The organism is Paracoccus salipaludis, assembly GCF_002287065.1.
Taxonomy (GTDB): domain Bacteria; phylum Pseudomonadota; class Alphaproteobacteria; order Rhodobacterales; family Rhodobacteraceae; genus Paracoccus; species Paracoccus salipaludis.
On record NZ_NSJZ01000001.1, the window covers coordinates 246,722 to 263,014 of the forward strand.

Sequence of the window (16,293 nt, forward strand, 5' to 3'; positions counted from 1 at the left end):
GCCGTGACCCTTGCCCCTTCGCTGACCGGAACGGTCAACCCCGCCTCGGCCCGGCTGGAGAACGTCTGCAAGTTCTACGGCGAGTTCCAGGCGCTCAAGGACATCAGCCTGGTGATCCCGCCGGGCAAGGTGACCTGCCTGATCGGGCCCTCGGGCTCGGGCAAGTCCACGCTGCTGCGCTGCATCAACTTCCTCGAGGAATACGACCGCGGCGGCATCTGGATCGACGACCGGCTGATCGGCTACGAATCCGTCGGTGGCAGGCGGATGGGCGGGCGTGCCCTGCGCGAGATGCGCCGCGACATCGGCATGGTCTTCCAGCAGTTCAACCTGTGGCCGCACATGACCGCGCTGCAGAACGTGGCCGAGGGGCTTGAGCGCGTGAAGGGCATCCCCCGCGCGCGCGCCCACGAGATCGCGGCCGAGGCGCTGGCCAAGGTGGGCCTGGGCGACAAGACCGGGAACCACCCCAGCCGCCTGTCGGGCGGCCAGCAGCAGCGCGTGGCCATCGCCCGCGCCGTCGCCATGCAGCCGCGCATCATGCTGTTCGACGAGCCGACCTCGGCCCTTGACCCGGAACTCGTGGGCGAGGTGCTGGGCGTGATGAAGCAGTTGGCCGCCGAGGGCATGACGATGGTGGTCGTCACGCACGAGATGGGCTTCGCCGCCCATGTCGCCGACCGCGTGGTCTTCATGGAACGGGGCGAGCTGGTGGCCCAGGGCTCGCCCGCCGAGATCTTCCAGAACCCCGGGGACCGGCGGCTCGCGGCCTTCCTGCAGGGCTACCTGGAACGGAACTCGCTGGAACTGTGATCGCGGCCGGCCTTGACGGGGAAGGGCGCGGCATGGTCCGCTTCGGGGCCGCCGCCCAAGTCCCGGACACGCCATGTCACCTGACGAGAATCCCGCCATCCTCCTGAACCCCGCCGACAGCGTAGCCGTCGCGCGCCGTAGCCTGAAGGCGGGCGAGGCCGTCGGCCCGGACGGCCCCGTCGCGGCCGAGCCGATCCCGCGCGGCCACAAGATCGCCCTGCGCGCCATCGCCGAGGGCGAGGAGGTGCGCAAGTTCGGCCAGGTGATCGGCGTGGCCTCGCGCGCCATCGCGCCGGGCCAGCATGTCCACCTGCAGAACCTCGCCATGGTCGAAAGCAACCCCGACCATGCCTTCTGCGTGGAAAACCGCGACCCCGGCCTGCTGCCCGAGGCCGAGCGCGCCAGCTTCATGGGCTATGACCGGGGCCTGGGCGGTGTGGGGACGCGCAACTACATCGGCGTGATCTCGACCGTGAACTGCTCGGCCACCGTGTCGCGCTACATCGCCGAGCATTTCAACCGGCAGGGCGGCCTTCAGGGCTTCGCCAACGTGGACGGCGTCGTGGCCCTGACCCACGGCAGCGGCTGCGCCATCGCCACCAAGGGCGAGGGCTACGAATACCTGACCCGCGTCATCAAGGGCTATGCCACGCATCCGAACTTTGGCGGCATCCTGATGATCGGGCTGGGCTGCGAGGTGAACCAGATCCGCCCCATCATGGAGCATTACAAGCTGGAGGAAAGCGACCGCTTCCGCACCATGACCATCCAGCAGCTTGGCGGGACGCGCAAGACCATCGAGGCCGCCTGCGACATGATCCGCCAGATGCTGCCGCAGGTGAACGCCGCCCGGCGCAGCCCGCAGCCGCTGCGCCATCTCAAGGTCGCGCTCGAATGCGGCGGGTCGGACGGCTATTCGGGGATCACCGCGAACCCGGCGCTGGGCGTCGCCTCGGACCTGCTGGTGCGGCACGGCGCGACCACCGTCCTGTCCGAAACGCCCGAGATCTACGGCGCCGAGCACCTGCTGACGCGGCGCGCGAAGTCGCCCGAGGTCGCGCAGAAGCTGCTGGACCGGATCGACTGGTGGCGCGACTACACCTCGCGCAACGGGGCCGAGCTGAACAACAACCCGTCCTTCGGGAACAAGGAAGGCGGGCTGACGACGATCCTGGAAAAGTCGCTGGGCGCGGTGGCCAAGGGCGGCTCGATGCCGCTGAACGCGGTCTATGAATATGCGGAACCCGTGACGGCGCAGGGGTTCACCTTCATGGACACGCCCGGCTACGACCCGGCCGCCGTGACGGGGCAGGTGGCGGGCGGATGCAACGTGGTGTGCTTCACCACCGGCCGGGGCTCGGTGTCCGGCTGGAAGCCCGCGCCCACCATCAAGATCGCCACCAACACCGCCATGTACGAACACATGCGCGAGGACATGGACATCAACTGCGGCGACATCGCCCGCGGCACCGACACCATCGAGGCCGCAGGCAAGCGCATCTTCGACCTGATCCTCGCCGTCGCCTCGGGCGAACGCACCCTGTCCGAGCAGTTCGACTATGGCGACAACGAGTTCGTCCCCTGGCAGGTCGGCGCGATCACCTGACGGGCGGGACGGTCAGCCCGCCCGGCCCTTGCGCCCCAGCATCCGCGCCAGCGTGCCGTCGCGCCACATGGACTCGTGGACGCCGACCATGACGATGTGCCCTGCGACAAGGATCGCCAGCAGCCAGCCCAGTTCGCCATGCAGCAGGCCGCCCAGATTGACCATCCAGCCGATCGGCGGCTCTTGCGCGGGGAAGATCGTGAAGCCGAAGGGCGCGAAGACCCGGTCGTTGCCATAGGCCCGCAGCAGCGCGATCGTGGGCACCGCCAGCATGACGACATACAGCGCTGCGTGCCCCAGCGAGGCCGCGCGGCCCCAGAAGTGATGGCCGTGGGTCGGCCGGTTCTTCCGGTTCGACCAGGCCCACAGCGCGCGGATGACGATCAGGACGAACAGGATCGTGCCCACCGGCTGGTGAAAGGCGACAAAGGGCGAAAGCCAAGGCTGCTTGTCGAAGATCAGCCGCAGGCCCATGCCGACGAACTGGTACAGGACCAGAACCGCGATGGTCCAGTGAAGGAAGCGGCTCATCCGGCCATAAACGGCATGGGTGTCGCGGAAGGGCAGGGGGCTGCCGGCATTGCCCCGCCCGGCTGTCTGGATCGCCTGTTGCGAGTCTGTCATCTGAAGCCCCTGCGGTTGTCCATGCATGAGGGAACCATACCGCCGATTCCGGCGCAGGTCCAAAGGGCTGGCGGAAAGTTGACTAAATTCGTCGCCGGGAATAAGCCGCCCCCTGCGGATGCGCCGCGCGCCCGAGGCTCTCGATGGATGACTTTTCGACTGACATTCCCCGCCAGGTCTGGCCGGAGGATTTCGCAGCCCGCTACCGCGCCAGGGGCTACTGGCGCGGCGAGACATTCGGGGATGTCCTGCGCGCCCGCGCCGCCGAGCATCCCAGCCGCGTCGCGGTGACGGCGGGCGAGGTGAACCTCAGCTACGCCGATCTCCTGTCGCGGGCCGAGTCCGCCGCCGCAGGATACCTGTCGCTCGGCCTTCGGCCGGGCGATCGCGTGATCGTGCAGCTTCCGAACGTCGCGGCCTTCCTGCCCTCGGTCTTCGGCCTGTTCCTGGCCGGGCTGGTCCCCGTCTATGCGCTGCCCGCGCATCGGCGGACCGAACTGATCCACTTCGCCCGCCGTGCCGGCGCCCGCGCGCTGGTCATCACCGAGCGTTTCGAGGGCTTCGACTACACCGCCCTTGCCGCCGAGGTGCAGGCCGAGGTGCCGAAGCTTGAGCACATCATTGTCGCGGGCGAACTGGGGCCGTTCGAGGGCGTCCCCGCCCCGGCCGGGCTGCCGCAGGTGGACCCATCCCAAGTCGCCTTTCTTCAGATTTCCGGCGGCTCTACCGGCCTGTCCAAGCTGATCCCCCGCACCCACGACGACTACATCTACAGCTTCCGCGCCAGCGCCGAGATCTGCGGGCTGGGGCCGGAATCGGTCTATCTCTGCGCTCTGCCGGCCGCGCACAACTTTCCCATGAGCTCGCCGGGCATCTTCGGAACGCTTCATGCCGGGGGCAGGGTGGTCATGTGCCCCAACCCGAACCCCGAGACGGCCTTTTCGCTGATTGCCCGCGAGCGCGTCACGATCACCGGCGTCGTGCCCCCCCTCGCGCTGCTGTGGATGGAAGCCGCGCCGAAGACCCGCCACGACATCTCCAGCCTTCAGGTCCTTCAGGTCGGTGGCGCCAAGTTCATGCCCGAGGCGGCGGCGCGGGTGCGCCCGACCCTGGGCTGCACGCTGCAGCAGGTCTTCGGGATGGCCGAGGGGCTGGTGAACTACACCCGCCTCGACGACCCCGAGGAGATCGTCGTCAATACCCAGGGCCGTCCGATCAGCGAGGATGACGAGGTGCTGGTGCTGGACGACGCGGGCAACCCCGTGCCGGACGGCATCCCCGGTCATCTGCTGGCCCGCGGCCCCTACACGATCCGCGCATATCACAACGAACCGGCGGCGAACGCGCGCAGCTTCACCCCCGACGGCTTCTACCGCACCGGCGACATCGTCAGGCGCCTGCCCGGCGGCTACCTGTCCGTGCAGGGCCGTGCCGGCGACCACATCAACCGCGCGGGCGAGAAGATCTCGGCCGAGGAGGTCGAGGACCACCTGCTCGCCCATCCGCAGGTCTACGACGCGACGGTGGTGTCCATCCCCGACCCGCATCTGGGCGAGCGCATCTGCGCCTTCGTCATCCCGCGCGAACCGCGCCCCCGCGCGCCCGAGATCAAGGCCTTTGTCCGCGCCCGCGGCATCGCCGAGTTCAAGGTGCCCGACCAGATCGTCTTTGTCCCTTCGTTCCAGACCACCGCCGTGGGCAAGGTCAGCCGCAACGTGCTGCGGGCCGAACTTCGCGCGCGCTACCTCGCCGAGGAAAACACATGATCACCAAGGACCGGATGCGCGCCGACATCGCGAAGATTCTGCACATGGACGCCGGGGACGTGCAGGACGACGACAACCTGCCCGACCTCGGGCTGGATTCGCTGCGGCTGATGAAGCTGGTGCTGGGATGGGAGGAAGCGGGGCTCAAGGCCGACTTCGGCCTGTTCGCGGAACATGGCACGCTGGGCGAATGGTGGCAGGCCATCGAAGCGCAGCAGGCGGGCTGACATGGGGGGCAGGGGCGGCGCGGCGCTGACCGAGGCGCAGGAAGGGCTGTGGTATTTCCAGGCGCTTGACCCCGCCAACCCGATCCTGAACACCGGCCAGTACCTCGACCTGCGCGGCCCCGTGGACGACGCGGCGCTGCGCGAGGCCGTCGCCCGCACGGTCGCCGAAAGCGAGGCGCTGCGGCTGCGCTTCCGTCCCGTCGCGGGGGGCGCGGTGCAGGTCCCGGGCGATGCGCCCGAGCTTGCATGGGCCGACCTTTCCGGCTTTCCGGACCCTCGGGCCGAGGCGGTGCGCCGCATGGCCGAGGACAGCGCCCGCCCCCTGGACCTGTCGGCCGAGCCGGCGGCCGCCTTTGCGCTCTACCGCCTCGGGCCGGACCGGCACCTTCTTTACGAGCGCATCCACCACCTCGCCATCGACGGCTACGGCATGGTGCTGGTGACGAACCGGATCGCAGAGCATTACTCGGCGCTGGTGAACGGCACCGTGGCGCCCGCGCCTTTTCCGCCCTTGTCCCGCGCCGACGAGGCGGATGCGGCTTACCGCCATTCGCCCAGGCGCGCCGAGGATGCCGCCTGGTGGCGCGCGGCGATGCAGGGGATGCCCGAGGCCACCGGCCCCGCGCCCGGGCGCGCCGTCAGCGGCGCAACCTTTCTGCGCGAAGACCGCTGGCTGCCCGGCGACCTGCTGGGGGCCCTGGCCGATTGGTCCGATACGCATCGCCTCAACTGGACCGACGTGCTGACCGCGCTGACCGGCGCCTACCTGTCCCGCTGGACGGGCGGAGAAGTCGTCGCGGGCCTGCCCTTCATGGCGCGCATGGGCCGCCCCATCGCCCGCATCCCGTGCATGGCGATGAACGTCCTGCCCCAGCGCATCCGCCCTGACGAGGACGCCGCGCTGGCCGACTGGATCACCCCTCTTGCCACCGAGATGCGCGAGGCCCGCAAGCACGGCCTTTACCGCAGCGAGCAACTGCGCCGCGACCTCGGCCTGATCGGCGTGGCGCGCAGGCTTCATGGCCCGCTGATCAACGTCCAGCCCTTCGACCGGCCGCCGGGCTTCGCGGGGCTGGAGGTCGGGCTGCATATCCTCGGCGCAGGGGCGGTGGACGACCTGACGCTGACCTTCCGGGGCGATCCCGCCTCGGGGATGCTGTTCGAGGTGGACGCGAACCCCGCCCTCTACTCGCCCGAGGACGTGGCCGGCCACGCCGCGCGCCTGCCGGTGTTCCTCGCCGCCGCGCTGGCCGAGGGCCGCCTTGCCCCCGTCCCGACCGCCACGCCCGACGAGATCGCGGCGACCGAGGCCCTGACTGCCGCCGCCGTCCACCCGGTCCCCGACACCACGCTGACCGCGCTGATCGAGGCGCAGATGCAGGCCACGCCCGGCGCGCCCGCGCTGGTCTTCGGGGACGCGACGCTCAGCTATGCCGACCTCGACCGCCGCAGCGCCGCCCTGGCCGGGCGGCTGGCCGAACTGGGCGCCGGGCCCGAGACCATCGTGGCCGTCGCGCTCGACCGCTCGCTGGAACTGTCCTTTGCGCTGGTCGCCATCCTGCGCGCGGGCGCGGCCTACCTGCCGCTCGACCCGGACCACCCGCCGGAACGCCTCGCCCGCATCCTCGACCGTGCCGCGCCGGTGGTGCTGCTGACCTCGCCGGATCTTGCAGGCCGCTTCCCTGATCCCGGGCAATCCGACGATGCCCCCCGCCGCCTTCTGACCACCGACTGGCCGCAGGAGGGCCGCGCGCCGGATACCCCGCCGCAGCCCGGCAACATGGCCTATGTCATCTACACCTCGGGCTCGACCGGCGAGCCGAAGGGCGTCGTCATCGAGCACCGGGCCATCGTCAACCGCCTGCTGTGGATGCGCGACCACTACGGCTTCACCCCGCAGGACCGCATCCTGCAGAAGACGCCCGCGACCTTCGACGTCTCGGTGTGGGAGTTCTTCCTGCCCTACATCGCCGGCGCCACGCTGGTCATGGCGCCGCCCGGCGCGCACCGCGACCCCACGGCGCTGGCGGGCGAGATCCGCCGCCACGCGATCACCACGGCGCATTTCGTGCCCTCGATGCTGTCGGCCTTCCTGGCCGCGCCCGCATCCCAAGGCATCCGCATGGCCCGCGTCTTCTGCTCGGGCGAGGAACTGACGGCGGAACTGCGCGACCGCTTCCATGCGCGCGTCACCGCCGGGCTGCACAACCTTTACGGCCCGACCGAGGCGGCGGTGGATGTCAGTTACTGGGCCGCCGCGCCAGGGGACAGCTCGAACCCGCTGCCGATCGGCTGGCCGGTCTGGAACACCCGGCTTGCCGTGCTGGACGACCGGCGCCGGCCGGTACCGCCGGGCCTGCCGGGGAACCTGTATCTGGGCGGCGTGCAACTGGCGCGCGGCTATCTGGGGCGCGACGACCTGACGGCGGAACGCTTCATCATCGGCCCGGACGGGCAGAGGCTTTATGCCACGGGCGACCTTGCGCGGCTGCGCCACGACGGGGCGGTGGTGTATCTCGGCCGCTCGGACCATCAGGTGAAGATCCGCGGGTTGCGGATCGAACTGGGCGAGATCGAGGCCGCGATCATGGGCTGTGGCCTCGCGCGCGAGGCGGTGGTGCTGGCGCGCGAGGACCGGGGCGACAAGCGCCTGGTGGCCTATGTGGTCCCGCAGGACGGCTGGTCGGAACAGGCGGCGGCTGCGTATCTGGCCGCCCGGCTGCCCGCCTACATGGTGCCGCAGGCATGGGTCACGCTGGACGCGCTGCCGGTGACGCCGAACGGCAAGCTCGACCGGAAGGCGCTGCCCGCCCCTCGCTTCGCGCAGGCGGGCCGGGCGGCGGAAACCCCCGCCGAAACGCTGCTGGCGCGGCTTTACGCCGAAATCCTCGCGCTGCCCGAGCCACCCCCGGCCGAGGCGGATTTCTTCGCGCTGGGCGGCGACTCGCTGTCGGCCGTCCGCCTGTCCCTGCGGATCGAGGAGGAAACCGGCCGCGATCCCGGCCTGGGCGCGATCTTCGAGCATCCGGTGGTCGCGGCGCTGGCCCGCGTGATCGAGGGCGGGGTCACCACCGGCGGCCTTTCGCCCCTGCTGCTGCTGGCCGAGGGCGATCCCACGCAGCCGCCGCTGTTCCTGATCCACCCGGCGGGCGGCCTTGGCTGGGGCTATCGCCGCCTCGCCCTTGCCCTTGCGCCCGCGCGCCGCGTCTGGGCGATCCAGCATCCGGGGCTGGACCCGCATCATCCGCTGCCGGAAAGCCTTTCCGCACTGGCCGCCGATTACGCGCGCCGCATCGCCGAACTGGTGCCGGAAGGTCCCGTGCATCTGGCCGGCTGGTCGGTCGGCGGCGTCATCGCGCAAGAAATGGCGGCGGCCCTGTCCGACATGGGCCGCGAGGTCGGCATGGTCGCGGCGCTCGACAGCTACCCGGCCGACGTCTGGCGGGCCGAGCCGGACCCCGATCCGGTGTCCGCCCTGCGCGCGCTGCTGGCCATCGCGGGCCACGATCCCGAGGCGCATGCGGACCTCGACACCCGCGAGAAGGTCGTAGGCTTCCTAAAGGCCGGGGACACGGCCCTGGGTGCGCTGCCCGAACGGGTGCTGGACGGCGTGGTGCGGGTCGTGACCGACACCTCGGGCCTTGTCCGGCGCCATCACCACCGCCCGCACCCCGGCACCTTGACCCATGTCCGCGCGGGGCTAGGGCACGGCGACCGCCACCTGACCGCCCAACTGTGGCGCCCCTACGGCGAAGTCGATGCGCTGGAGGTGCCATTCCTGCACCCCCAGATGATCTCGCCCGAGGCGGTGGTCCTGATCGCGCCGATGCTCAGGGCCGCGATGGACCGGGCGCAGCATCGTGCTTCGCCCCGGTCAGCAGCGGCGGAGTGAAGGCCAGCGCGAAGACCCCGCAGGCCAGCCCGCCGATCAGCCAGGCAATGCCCGGCAGGATCGCGTTTGCGTCCGCCCGCAGCTCGGCAATCCCGCGTGGGATGTAATCGCCCGGGACCCCCTGCCAGACCTGCACCGCGCCGATCAGCCCGAAGAACATCCCGGCAGCCACGAGGACATCTCTTGTCATCTTCCACGACCTCCCCTTTCCGGCCGTGGTGACAGGGGACCGTCGAGATCGCGTCAAGCCCCGGCCGCGAAGCGGATCGCCAGCGGCAGCGATCCCGCGATCGTCTCGATATGCCGCAGGCCCGGCAGGACATGCACCTGCGGATCAAGCCCCGGATGGCGGCGCAGGCTGTCCACGAAGTCCATGGTCGCGGGCGCCGGCCCGTCTGGCGGCGGCCCGTCCGAGCCCGATCGCTTTTCACGGTCCCCCAGCGCCACCAGCAGGGGCGGCCTGGCCTTCGGGTCCGCACCTGCGGCAACGCGGCGGATCAGCGCCTCGTCCCACCAGATCGAGGGGCTGATCGCGGCGAAGCGGGCAAAGCTGCCCGGCCGCCTCAGCGCCGCATACAGCGTGAACAGCCCGCCGAAGCTGTGGCCCCAGAGCGTCCGGCGTGACGGATCGACGCGCAGCCCGTCCTCGGCCGCGGCGCGCAGCACGCCCGTCAGGCGGTCGAGGAACTGCGCGGCGCCCCCCGCCATGCGGCCCTCATGGACAGGATCGGGGCGGATGCCGTCGCCGGGCCCGTCCGGCGCGGTGAAGTCGAAGGTGCGCTGCTCGCGCGCGAACTGGCGGTCGGTGTCATAGCCGATGCCCACAAGCGCCAGACCCTCGGCCTGCGCCAGATGGTCGGGCGTCAGGAAGTCGAAGGCCGCGTTTCCGTCCAGCAGGTACAGCACCGGCCAGCCGCCCGACGGGGCCGGGCCGCGCGGCGTCGCGATGAACAGCCGGTGCCCGGGACCCGCCGCCACGCCCTTCTGCGACAGGGCATGGGTGGGATGCCCCGCCTCGAAGATCGCCAGCCGCGCCTCGGCCCGCGCATGATCCGGGCCCACGCGCCCGATTGCACCGGTCGTCTTCTCCATCCTCGCCCTCGGGGTAGTTAGTTGACAGTGACGATCAGGATTATACTCATGCGCCGCATCCAGCCAGATCGGACTGCCGGTTCAGCCATTTCGGATCAACAAAGGAGATCGTCATGGCTGTCTGTCCGCCCCTGTCCCCCCGCATGATCTGCGGCGCATCCATCCTGGCGCTTGGCCTTGCGGCCGGCCCCGCGCTGGCCGAAAGCATCTTCACCCCCGCCAGCGACGAGTTCACCGGTGATGTCCGCGCCGGTGCGGCCGAACAGGGTGCGCCGCTGGTGAAAGGCGGCGCGGCGCGGGTCGAGGGGCAGGGGCTGGTCCCCGGCCAGACCATCACCCTGATGCGCGGCACGACCGTCCTGAACGAGGGCGCGCCGATCACCGTCGATGCCGAGGGCAAGTTCAGCTTCGACCTGACGGTGGACGCCGGGGCCGCGACCGGCCTGCATCCCATCGTCGTCATCGCCGAGAACCCGGCGGCCGCCGAGGTCGTGACGCTCAAGGTCTCTCCGCAGGTGCCGGTTTCGGGCGCCGAGAACTTCGAGATCAAGGACGCCAAGGTCACGCGCGGGCTTTACCAGGTGATCTACTCGCCCGCCTCGGACGCGGTCTACGTGACCTCGGCCGTGGGCCGCCCGCCGGTGCGGGAATCCGCGCTGGTGCGGATCGACCCCGAGACGCTGGAAATCGAGGCGCAGGCGACCCCGCCCGAGGCACCGATGCCCGCACGCGCCGCGCCGCCCGCCGGGGGACAGGACGCCAACGACACGCGTCCCGCGCTGTTCGCCACCTATGGCGTCGCCGTGGATGACGAGAACGGCCATGTCTGGGTGACCAACACCCGTCAGGACACCGTGGCCGTCTACAAGCAGGACGACCTGTCGCTGGTGAAGCAGCTCGAGCCGGGCGCCGTGAACCACGCCCGCGACGTGGTCGTGGATGAAGGCCGCGACCGCGTCTATGCATCCTCGACCATGACCGGCAACATCGAGGTCTTCGACAGCAAGACGCTGGAAAAGCTGGATCCCATCGTCATCGAGTCGGCCGAGCGGGGCGAGGATTTCTCGGTCATGGCGCTGGACGTCGATCCCGAAAGCGGGACTCTGGTGACGGTTTCGATGACCACGGACGAACTGGCGGTGGTCGATCTGGGTTCGGGCGAGGTCAAGGTGCATCCGCTGCCGGGCGCGGTGCGCGCCTCGGGGGTGGCCTATGACCCGAAGGAAGATCTGGCCTTCGTCGCCTCGCAGGAAACCGACAACCTGCTGATCGTGAAGGCCGCGACCGGCGAGATCCTCCATGACGTGGACACCGGCGCGGGCGCGCTGAACGTGACCTTCGAGCCGGTGAGCCGCCTGGCCTTTGTCGCCAACCGCGGCGCGGGCACGATCACGGCCGTGGGCACGGACGGCAAGGTCGTGGCCAACATCGACGCGGGCACCTATCCGAACCAGTTGCGCGCCGACGGCAAGGGCAATGTCTGGGCCGTGAACAAGTCGCGCGGCGAGAACGACGAGGAAGGCGACCGCATCTGGAAGATCTCGCCCAAGGCCGACTGAGGCCCGAGGCTTGACAGCAAACGGGGCGGGGGCCGATACGGGCCCCCGCCCGCACCCATTCAGGACGCCCTGCATCCTTGGGGCACCGAAGGAGGTCGCGATGCCTGTCCTGTTCCGCGCACTGGCCCTGCTGGCCGCCCTGATCGCCGCCCCCGCGCTGGCCGAGGTCACGGCGACCGACATCCTCGGCCGCGAGGTCACGCTGGAGGCCCCGGCCCGGCGGATCGTGCTGGGCGAGGGACGGCACATGGCGGTGCTGGGCCTGCTGCACGACGATCCGGTCTCGAAGGTCGTCGGCTGGCGGCAGGACAAGGCGCTGGACGAGCCGACCCTGGCCGCCTATCGCCAGCGCTTTCCGGCCATCGACGCGATCCGGCCCGTGGGTTCGGGCAACCGCGACATTTCCGTCGAAAGCATCATCGCGCTGGACCCCGACCTGCTGATCCTGTCGCTGATGGATGCGAACGATCCCGGAACGGACCGCGCACGCGAGCAGGTCGAGGCCGCGGGCATTCCCGTGGCATACGTCGATTTCTTCTCGCAGCCGCTGGAGAACTCGATTCCTTCGCTGCGCATCCTCGGCGCGCTGACCGGGGGCGAGGCGAAGGCCGAGGAGTTTGCCGCATTCTACGAAAGCCGCCTGTCCCGCATCCGCGAGCGGCTGGCGGACCCGTCCATCCCCCGCCCCAGCGTCTTTTTCCACGTCCATGCCGCGCCGCAGGGCTGCTGTTCCACCGTCGGGCAGGGCGTCTTCGCCCAGTTCATCGAGACGGCGGGAGGGCGCAACATCGGGGCCGAGGCGGTGCAGGGCGTCCTGGGCAACGTCAGCCTGGAATTCCTGATCGGCTCGGACCCGGATTTCTACATCGCCACAGGGGGCGCCCACATGGCCGCGCGCGGGGGGCTGGTGCTGGGGACAGGCGTCCCCGAGGACGCCGCGCGCGACAGCTTCGCCACCCTGATCGCGGCGCCGGGCTTTTCCTCGCTTCGCGCGGTCGAGGAGGGCCGCGCGGTGGGCGTCTGGCACCTGTTCAACGACACGCCCAGCCATATCGCGCTGATCGAATACCTCGCCAAGGCCTTCCATCCCGACCTGTTCGCGGACGTGGACCCGGCCGCGACGCTGGCCGAGATCGACGCGCGCTTCTCGCCCGTGTCCGTGCCCGGAACCTGGTGGATCGCACCGCAGCCCTGATGCAGACGGAAAGCCTCCACCGCTATCACGCGCTCAACCGCCGCCGCGTCCTGCTGGTCGCGGGAATGCTGGCCGTCGCGTTGCTGGCGGTCGTGGCCGACCTGATGACCGGCCCGGCGGGGCTGCCCTTGGCCGAAACGCTGGGGGCGCTGACCGGCTGGGGCGAGGTCGCCCGGTCCGCCGAGGTGATCGTCTGGCAGGTCCGCCTGCCGGTCGCGATCATGGCGCTGCTGGTCGGCGCGGCGCTGGCCCTTGCCGGGGCCGAGATGCAAACCGTGCTGGAAAACCCGCTGGCCGAGCCGTTCACGCTGGGCGTCTCGGCCTCGGCGGCCCTCGGAGCGGCAACGGCGATCGTGCTGGGCCTCAGCCTGCCCGGCCTGCCCCCGGTGTGGAGCGTGTCGGCCAACGCCTTCCTGTTTGCGCTGGGCGCGCTGGCGCTGCTGCAGCTGATGGGACGGCTGCGCGGCGGCGGCCCCGAGGTGCTGATCCTTTGCGGCATCGCGCTGAACTTCACGGCGGGGGCCTTTCTGTCGCTGCTGCAGTTCGTGGCCTCGGCGGACGCGCTGCAGCAACTGGTCTTCTGGACCATGGGCAGCCTGGCGGCGGCAAGCTGGCCCGGCGTCACCGTGCTGGCCGTGGTGCTGGCCGTCACCGCGCCCTTTTCGCTGAAGGCCGCATGGCAGTTGACCGCACTGCGGCTGGGCGAGGAACAGGCGCGCAGCTTCGGGGTGGACGTGGCGCGGCTGCGGCGCTGGTCGCTGCTGCGGGTCAGCCTGCTTGCGGCCTCGGCCGTGTCCATGGTGGGCGTGATCGGCTTTGTGGGCCTCGCCGGGCCGCATATCGCCCGGATGCTGCTGGGCGAGGACCACCGCTTCTTCCTGCCCGGCAGCCTGCTGACCGGGGCGGTTGTCATGTCGCTGGCCTCGCTGGTGTCCAAGACCGTCGTGCCGGGGGTGCTGCTGCCGGTGGGGCTTGTGACCTCGCTGATCGGGCTGCCGATCTTCTTCTCGCTGATCCTGCGGGGACGCGGACGATGAGCGGCTTGCTGATCGAGGGGCTGACCGTTTCCTACGGTCGCCGCAGGATCGTCGAGGGGCTGGACCTGCCGCCGCTGATGCCGGGCGAGATCACCGTGCTGGCGGGGCCGAACGCGGCCGGGAAATCGACGCTGCTGAAGGGGATCGCGGGGCTTCTGCCGACGCGGGGACGGGTGATGTTCGGGGACCGCGACCTTGCGGCGCTGTCGGCGGGGGATCGGGCGCGGACCCTGGGCTTCATGCCGCAGACGCTGCCCTCGGGCGCGGCGCTGTCGGTGCTGGAAAGCGTGATCGCCGCGCGTTCGGCCAGTGGCGAGGGCGCAGGCGCGGACCGGGCCGCGATGGCGGTGCTGGAGCGGCTGGGGATCGGTCCGCTTGCGCTCGATCCTCTGGACCGCCTGTCGGGCGGGCAGCGGCAGATGGTGGGGCTGGCGCAGGCGCTTGTCCGCGACCCCGCGCTGCTGCTGCTGGACGAACCGACCAGCGCGCTGGACATGGCCCGTCAGGTCCGCCTGCTGACCGAGGTGCGCCGCGTCGCCGCCGAGGGGCGGGTGGTGCTGGCGGTGCTGCATGATCTCGCGCTTGCCGCGCAATGGGCCGACCGGATCGCCGTCCTGCACAAGGGCCGCCTGCACAGCTTCGGCACCCCTGCCGAGGTCGTCACCCCCGCCATGCTGGCCGAGGTCTATGGCGTCGAGGCGCGGGTCGAGCGTTGCTCTCGGGGCCGTCTCATGGTGCTGATCGACGGCGAGACGGTGTGAGGGGCACCGCCCGAGCCGTGAGGGGTTCCCGATGATCTACCGTGCCGCCACCACGCTTGCCGACGCGGCCCTGCGCGCGGCGGCCCCGCTGGCGGGCGCGGCGCTGCGGCAGAGGCTGGTGCTGGACGACCCGCCACCGGCCATTCCGGGCGGCATCTGGGTCCACGGGGCAAGCGTCGGAGAGCTGAACTCGGCCCGTCCGGTGATCGAGGCGCTGGCCGCGAACCGCCCGCTGCTGGTGACGGCGAACACGGAAACCGGCCGCGCCGTGGCGCAGGGCTGGGGCCTGCCCGCGCGGCTTGCCCCCCTGGACGTGCCGGGGGCGCTGGGGCGCTTTCTCGACGCCGCGCGGCCCGCGCTGATGGTGACGGTCGAGAACGAGATCTGGCCCAACCGCGCGGCGCAGGCACGCCGCCGGGGCATCGCCCAGGCGGTGATCGGGGCGCGGATGTCGGCGCGCTCGGCCCGCCGCTGGAGCAGGGCGCGGGGGCTGATCGGCCCGGTGCTGGCCGGGCTCGACCTGCTGTCCGCGCAGGACGACGGGACCGAGGCGCATCTGCTCGCCCTGGGTCTGCCCGAAAGCGCCCTTGCGCCGAGACTGAACCTCAAGCTGCTCGGGCCGGCCGCGGTCCGTCCCCCCGAGGATTCGACGGCGCGCGACGGCGTGTGGCTCGCCGCCTCGACCCATGAGGGCGAGGAGGAGCCGGTCCTTGCCGCCCATGCCGCGCTGCGGGCGCGCTTTCCGGGCCTGCGGCTGATCCTTGCGCCCCGCCATCCGCGGCGCGCCGACGAGGTGGCGCGCCTGATCGCCGCGCAGGGCTTTCAGGTCACGCGGCTGGGGGATCGCCCCCTTGCCGAGGCAGGCGTGCCGCCCGTCCTGCTGATCGACCGCCTGGGCGTCCTGGCCGGGGCCTATGCGGCGGCGGGCGTCTGCCTCACCGGTGGCTCCCTGGCGGACCGGGGCGGGCATACCCCGTGGGAGCCCGCCGCCTGGCGCTGCGCGCTGCTGCACGGGCCGCATGTGGCGAATTTCCGCGCCGACTACGCCGCGCTCGACGCCGATGGCGCGTCCCGGCCGGTCGATGCCGGCACGCTGGCCGAGACCCTGGGCGCGATCCTGGCCGATCCGTCTGCGCGCCGGGCGATGGGGCAGGCGGCACGCGCGGCGCTGGACCGCGCCGCCCCCGATCCCGCCCCGCTGGTCGCGCGCCTGCTGGCCCTGGCCACGCCCGCGTGAGCCGCCTTTCGTCCTGCCGGGACAATGCCTATATCCAGCCCGCTGAAGGGATGATCCGCATGATCCGTTACGCATTGCGCTGCGACAAGGGGCACGACTTTGACAGCTGGTTCCGCTCGGCCGCAGGCTTCGACACGCTGAGCGCCGAAGGGCAGGTAAGCTGCTCCATCTGCGGCAGCACCGAGGTCGCCAAGGCCCCCATGGCCCCCGCCATCCCGCGGGACGAAAGCGCGCGCCCCCTCGACAACCCCGCTTCGGCGCTGGAGCAGGCGATGCGCGAACTGCGCCGGCATGTCGAGGAGAACTCGGACTATGTGGGCGAAAGCTTTGCGACCACCGCGCGCGCGATGCACGAAGGCAAGATCCCCGAGCGGTCCATCCACGGCGAGGCCCGCCCCGACGAAGCCCGCCAGCTGATCGAGGACGGCATTCCCGTCGCCCCCTTGCCGTTCCGCGCCCCCCGCAAGCTGAGCTGACGCTTTCC

At 71.1% G+C, this 16,293-nt stretch carries 14 protein-coding genes; 11 read left to right on the forward strand and 3 right to left on the reverse strand.

The features are described from left to right. Positions 1-3 precede the first annotated feature (3 nt). Together CK240_RS01205 and CK240_RS01210 are read left to right on the forward strand one after the other, a co-directional pair. The gene (locus tag CK240_RS01205) at positions 4-813 is read left to right on the forward strand and encodes an amino acid ABC transporter ATP-binding protein (protein WP_276303000.1); all 810 of its coding nucleotides are present in this window, start codon (positions 4-6) and stop codon (positions 811-813) included. A gap of 73 nt (positions 814-886) precedes the next feature. Continuing rightward, positions 887-2,419, forward strand: coding sequence for a UxaA family hydrolase (locus tag CK240_RS01210; protein ID WP_095638504.1), 1,533 nt, complete (start codon positions 887-889; stop codon positions 2,417-2,419). A gap of 12 nt (positions 2,420-2,431) precedes the next feature. Here the strand turns inward: CK240_RS01210 and CK240_RS01215 are convergent, their stop codons facing one another. Further along, the gene (locus tag CK240_RS01215; RefSeq protein WP_095638505.1) at positions 2,432-3,043 is read right to left on the reverse strand and encodes a cytochrome b; all 612 of its coding nucleotides are present in this window, start codon (positions 3,041-3,043) and stop codon (positions 2,432-2,434) included. Between the two features lie 143 nt (positions 3,044-3,186). Here CK240_RS01215 and CK240_RS01220 point away from each other — a divergent pair, with 143 nt between their 5' ends. The 3 genes from CK240_RS01220 to CK240_RS01230 are packed head-to-tail and all read left to right on the forward strand — an operon-like array spanning position 3,187 to position 8,928. Beyond that, entirely contained in the window at positions 3,187-4,809 is a 1,623-nt protein-coding gene (locus CK240_RS01220; protein ID WP_095638506.1) for a (2,3-dihydroxybenzoyl)adenylate synthase, read from the forward strand. Beyond that, positions 4,806-5,036: a phosphopantetheine-binding protein gene (locus CK240_RS01225; RefSeq protein ID WP_095638507.1), complete on the forward strand. Its 231-nt coding sequence runs from the start codon at positions 4,806-4,808 to the stop codon at positions 5,034-5,036. Before CK240_RS01220 ends, CK240_RS01225 begins: the two co-directional genes overlap by 4 nt. A gap of 1 nt (position 5,037) precedes the next feature. Continuing rightward, positions 5,038-8,928 (forward strand): non-ribosomal peptide synthetase, encoded by a 3,891-nt coding sequence (locus tag CK240_RS01230; RefSeq protein WP_095638508.1) that lies wholly within the window; start codon positions 5,038-5,040, stop codon positions 8,926-8,928. Here the strand turns inward: CK240_RS01230 and CK240_RS01235 are convergent. Both CK240_RS01235 and CK240_RS01240 read right to left on the reverse strand, forming a co-directional pair. Next, positions 8,867-9,118 carry a hypothetical protein gene (locus CK240_RS01235; RefSeq protein ID WP_135058768.1) on the reverse strand — a complete coding sequence of 84 codons (252 nt, stop codon included), beginning with the start codon at positions 9,116-9,118 and terminating at the stop codon, positions 8,867-8,869. The two genes, CK240_RS01230 and CK240_RS01235, sit on opposite strands and share 62 nt — an antisense overlap. A 53-nt stretch (positions 9,119-9,171) precedes the next feature. Beyond that, a complete protein-coding gene (locus CK240_RS01240; protein WP_095638510.1) occupies positions 9,172-10,020 on the reverse strand; it encodes an alpha/beta hydrolase in 849 nt (282 codons plus the stop codon). A gap of 113 nt (positions 10,021-10,133) precedes the next feature. Between CK240_RS01240 and CK240_RS01245 the strand changes: the two genes are divergently transcribed. The 6 genes from CK240_RS01245 (at position 10,134) to CK240_RS01270 (ending at position 16,285) form a co-directional block, all read left to right on the forward strand. Then, the gene (locus CK240_RS01245) at positions 10,134-11,579 is read left to right on the forward strand and encodes a YncE family protein (RefSeq protein ID WP_095638511.1); all 1,446 of its coding nucleotides are present in this window, start codon (positions 10,134-10,136) and stop codon (positions 11,577-11,579) included. Between the two features lie 100 nt (positions 11,580-11,679). After that, the gene (locus CK240_RS01250) at positions 11,680-12,774 is read left to right on the forward strand and encodes an ABC transporter substrate-binding protein (RefSeq protein WP_095638512.1); all 1,095 of its coding nucleotides are present in this window, start codon (positions 11,680-11,682) and stop codon (positions 12,772-12,774) included. Continuing rightward, the gene (locus CK240_RS01255) at positions 12,774-13,811 is read left to right on the forward strand and encodes a FecCD family ABC transporter permease (RefSeq protein ID WP_135058780.1); all 1,038 of its coding nucleotides are present in this window, start codon (positions 12,774-12,776) and stop codon (positions 13,809-13,811) included. Before CK240_RS01250 ends, CK240_RS01255 begins: the two co-directional genes overlap by 1 nt. Then, positions 13,808-14,572 (forward strand): ABC transporter ATP-binding protein, encoded by a 765-nt coding sequence (locus CK240_RS01260; RefSeq protein ID WP_095638513.1) that lies wholly within the window; start codon positions 13,808-13,810, stop codon positions 14,570-14,572. The genes CK240_RS01255 and CK240_RS01260 overlap by 4 nt, the downstream gene beginning before the upstream one ends. Before the next feature lie 31 nt (positions 14,573-14,603). Further along, positions 14,604-15,809 carry a 3-deoxy-D-manno-octulosonic acid transferase gene (locus tag CK240_RS01265; RefSeq protein ID WP_095638514.1) on the forward strand — a complete coding sequence of 402 codons (1,206 nt, stop codon included), beginning with the start codon at positions 14,604-14,606 and terminating at the stop codon, positions 15,807-15,809. A gap of 59 nt (positions 15,810-15,868) precedes the next feature. Continuing rightward, entirely contained in the window at positions 15,869-16,285 is a 417-nt protein-coding gene (locus tag CK240_RS01270) for a DUF1178 family protein (protein ID WP_095638785.1), read from the forward strand. Positions 16,286-16,293 lie beyond the last annotated feature (8 nt).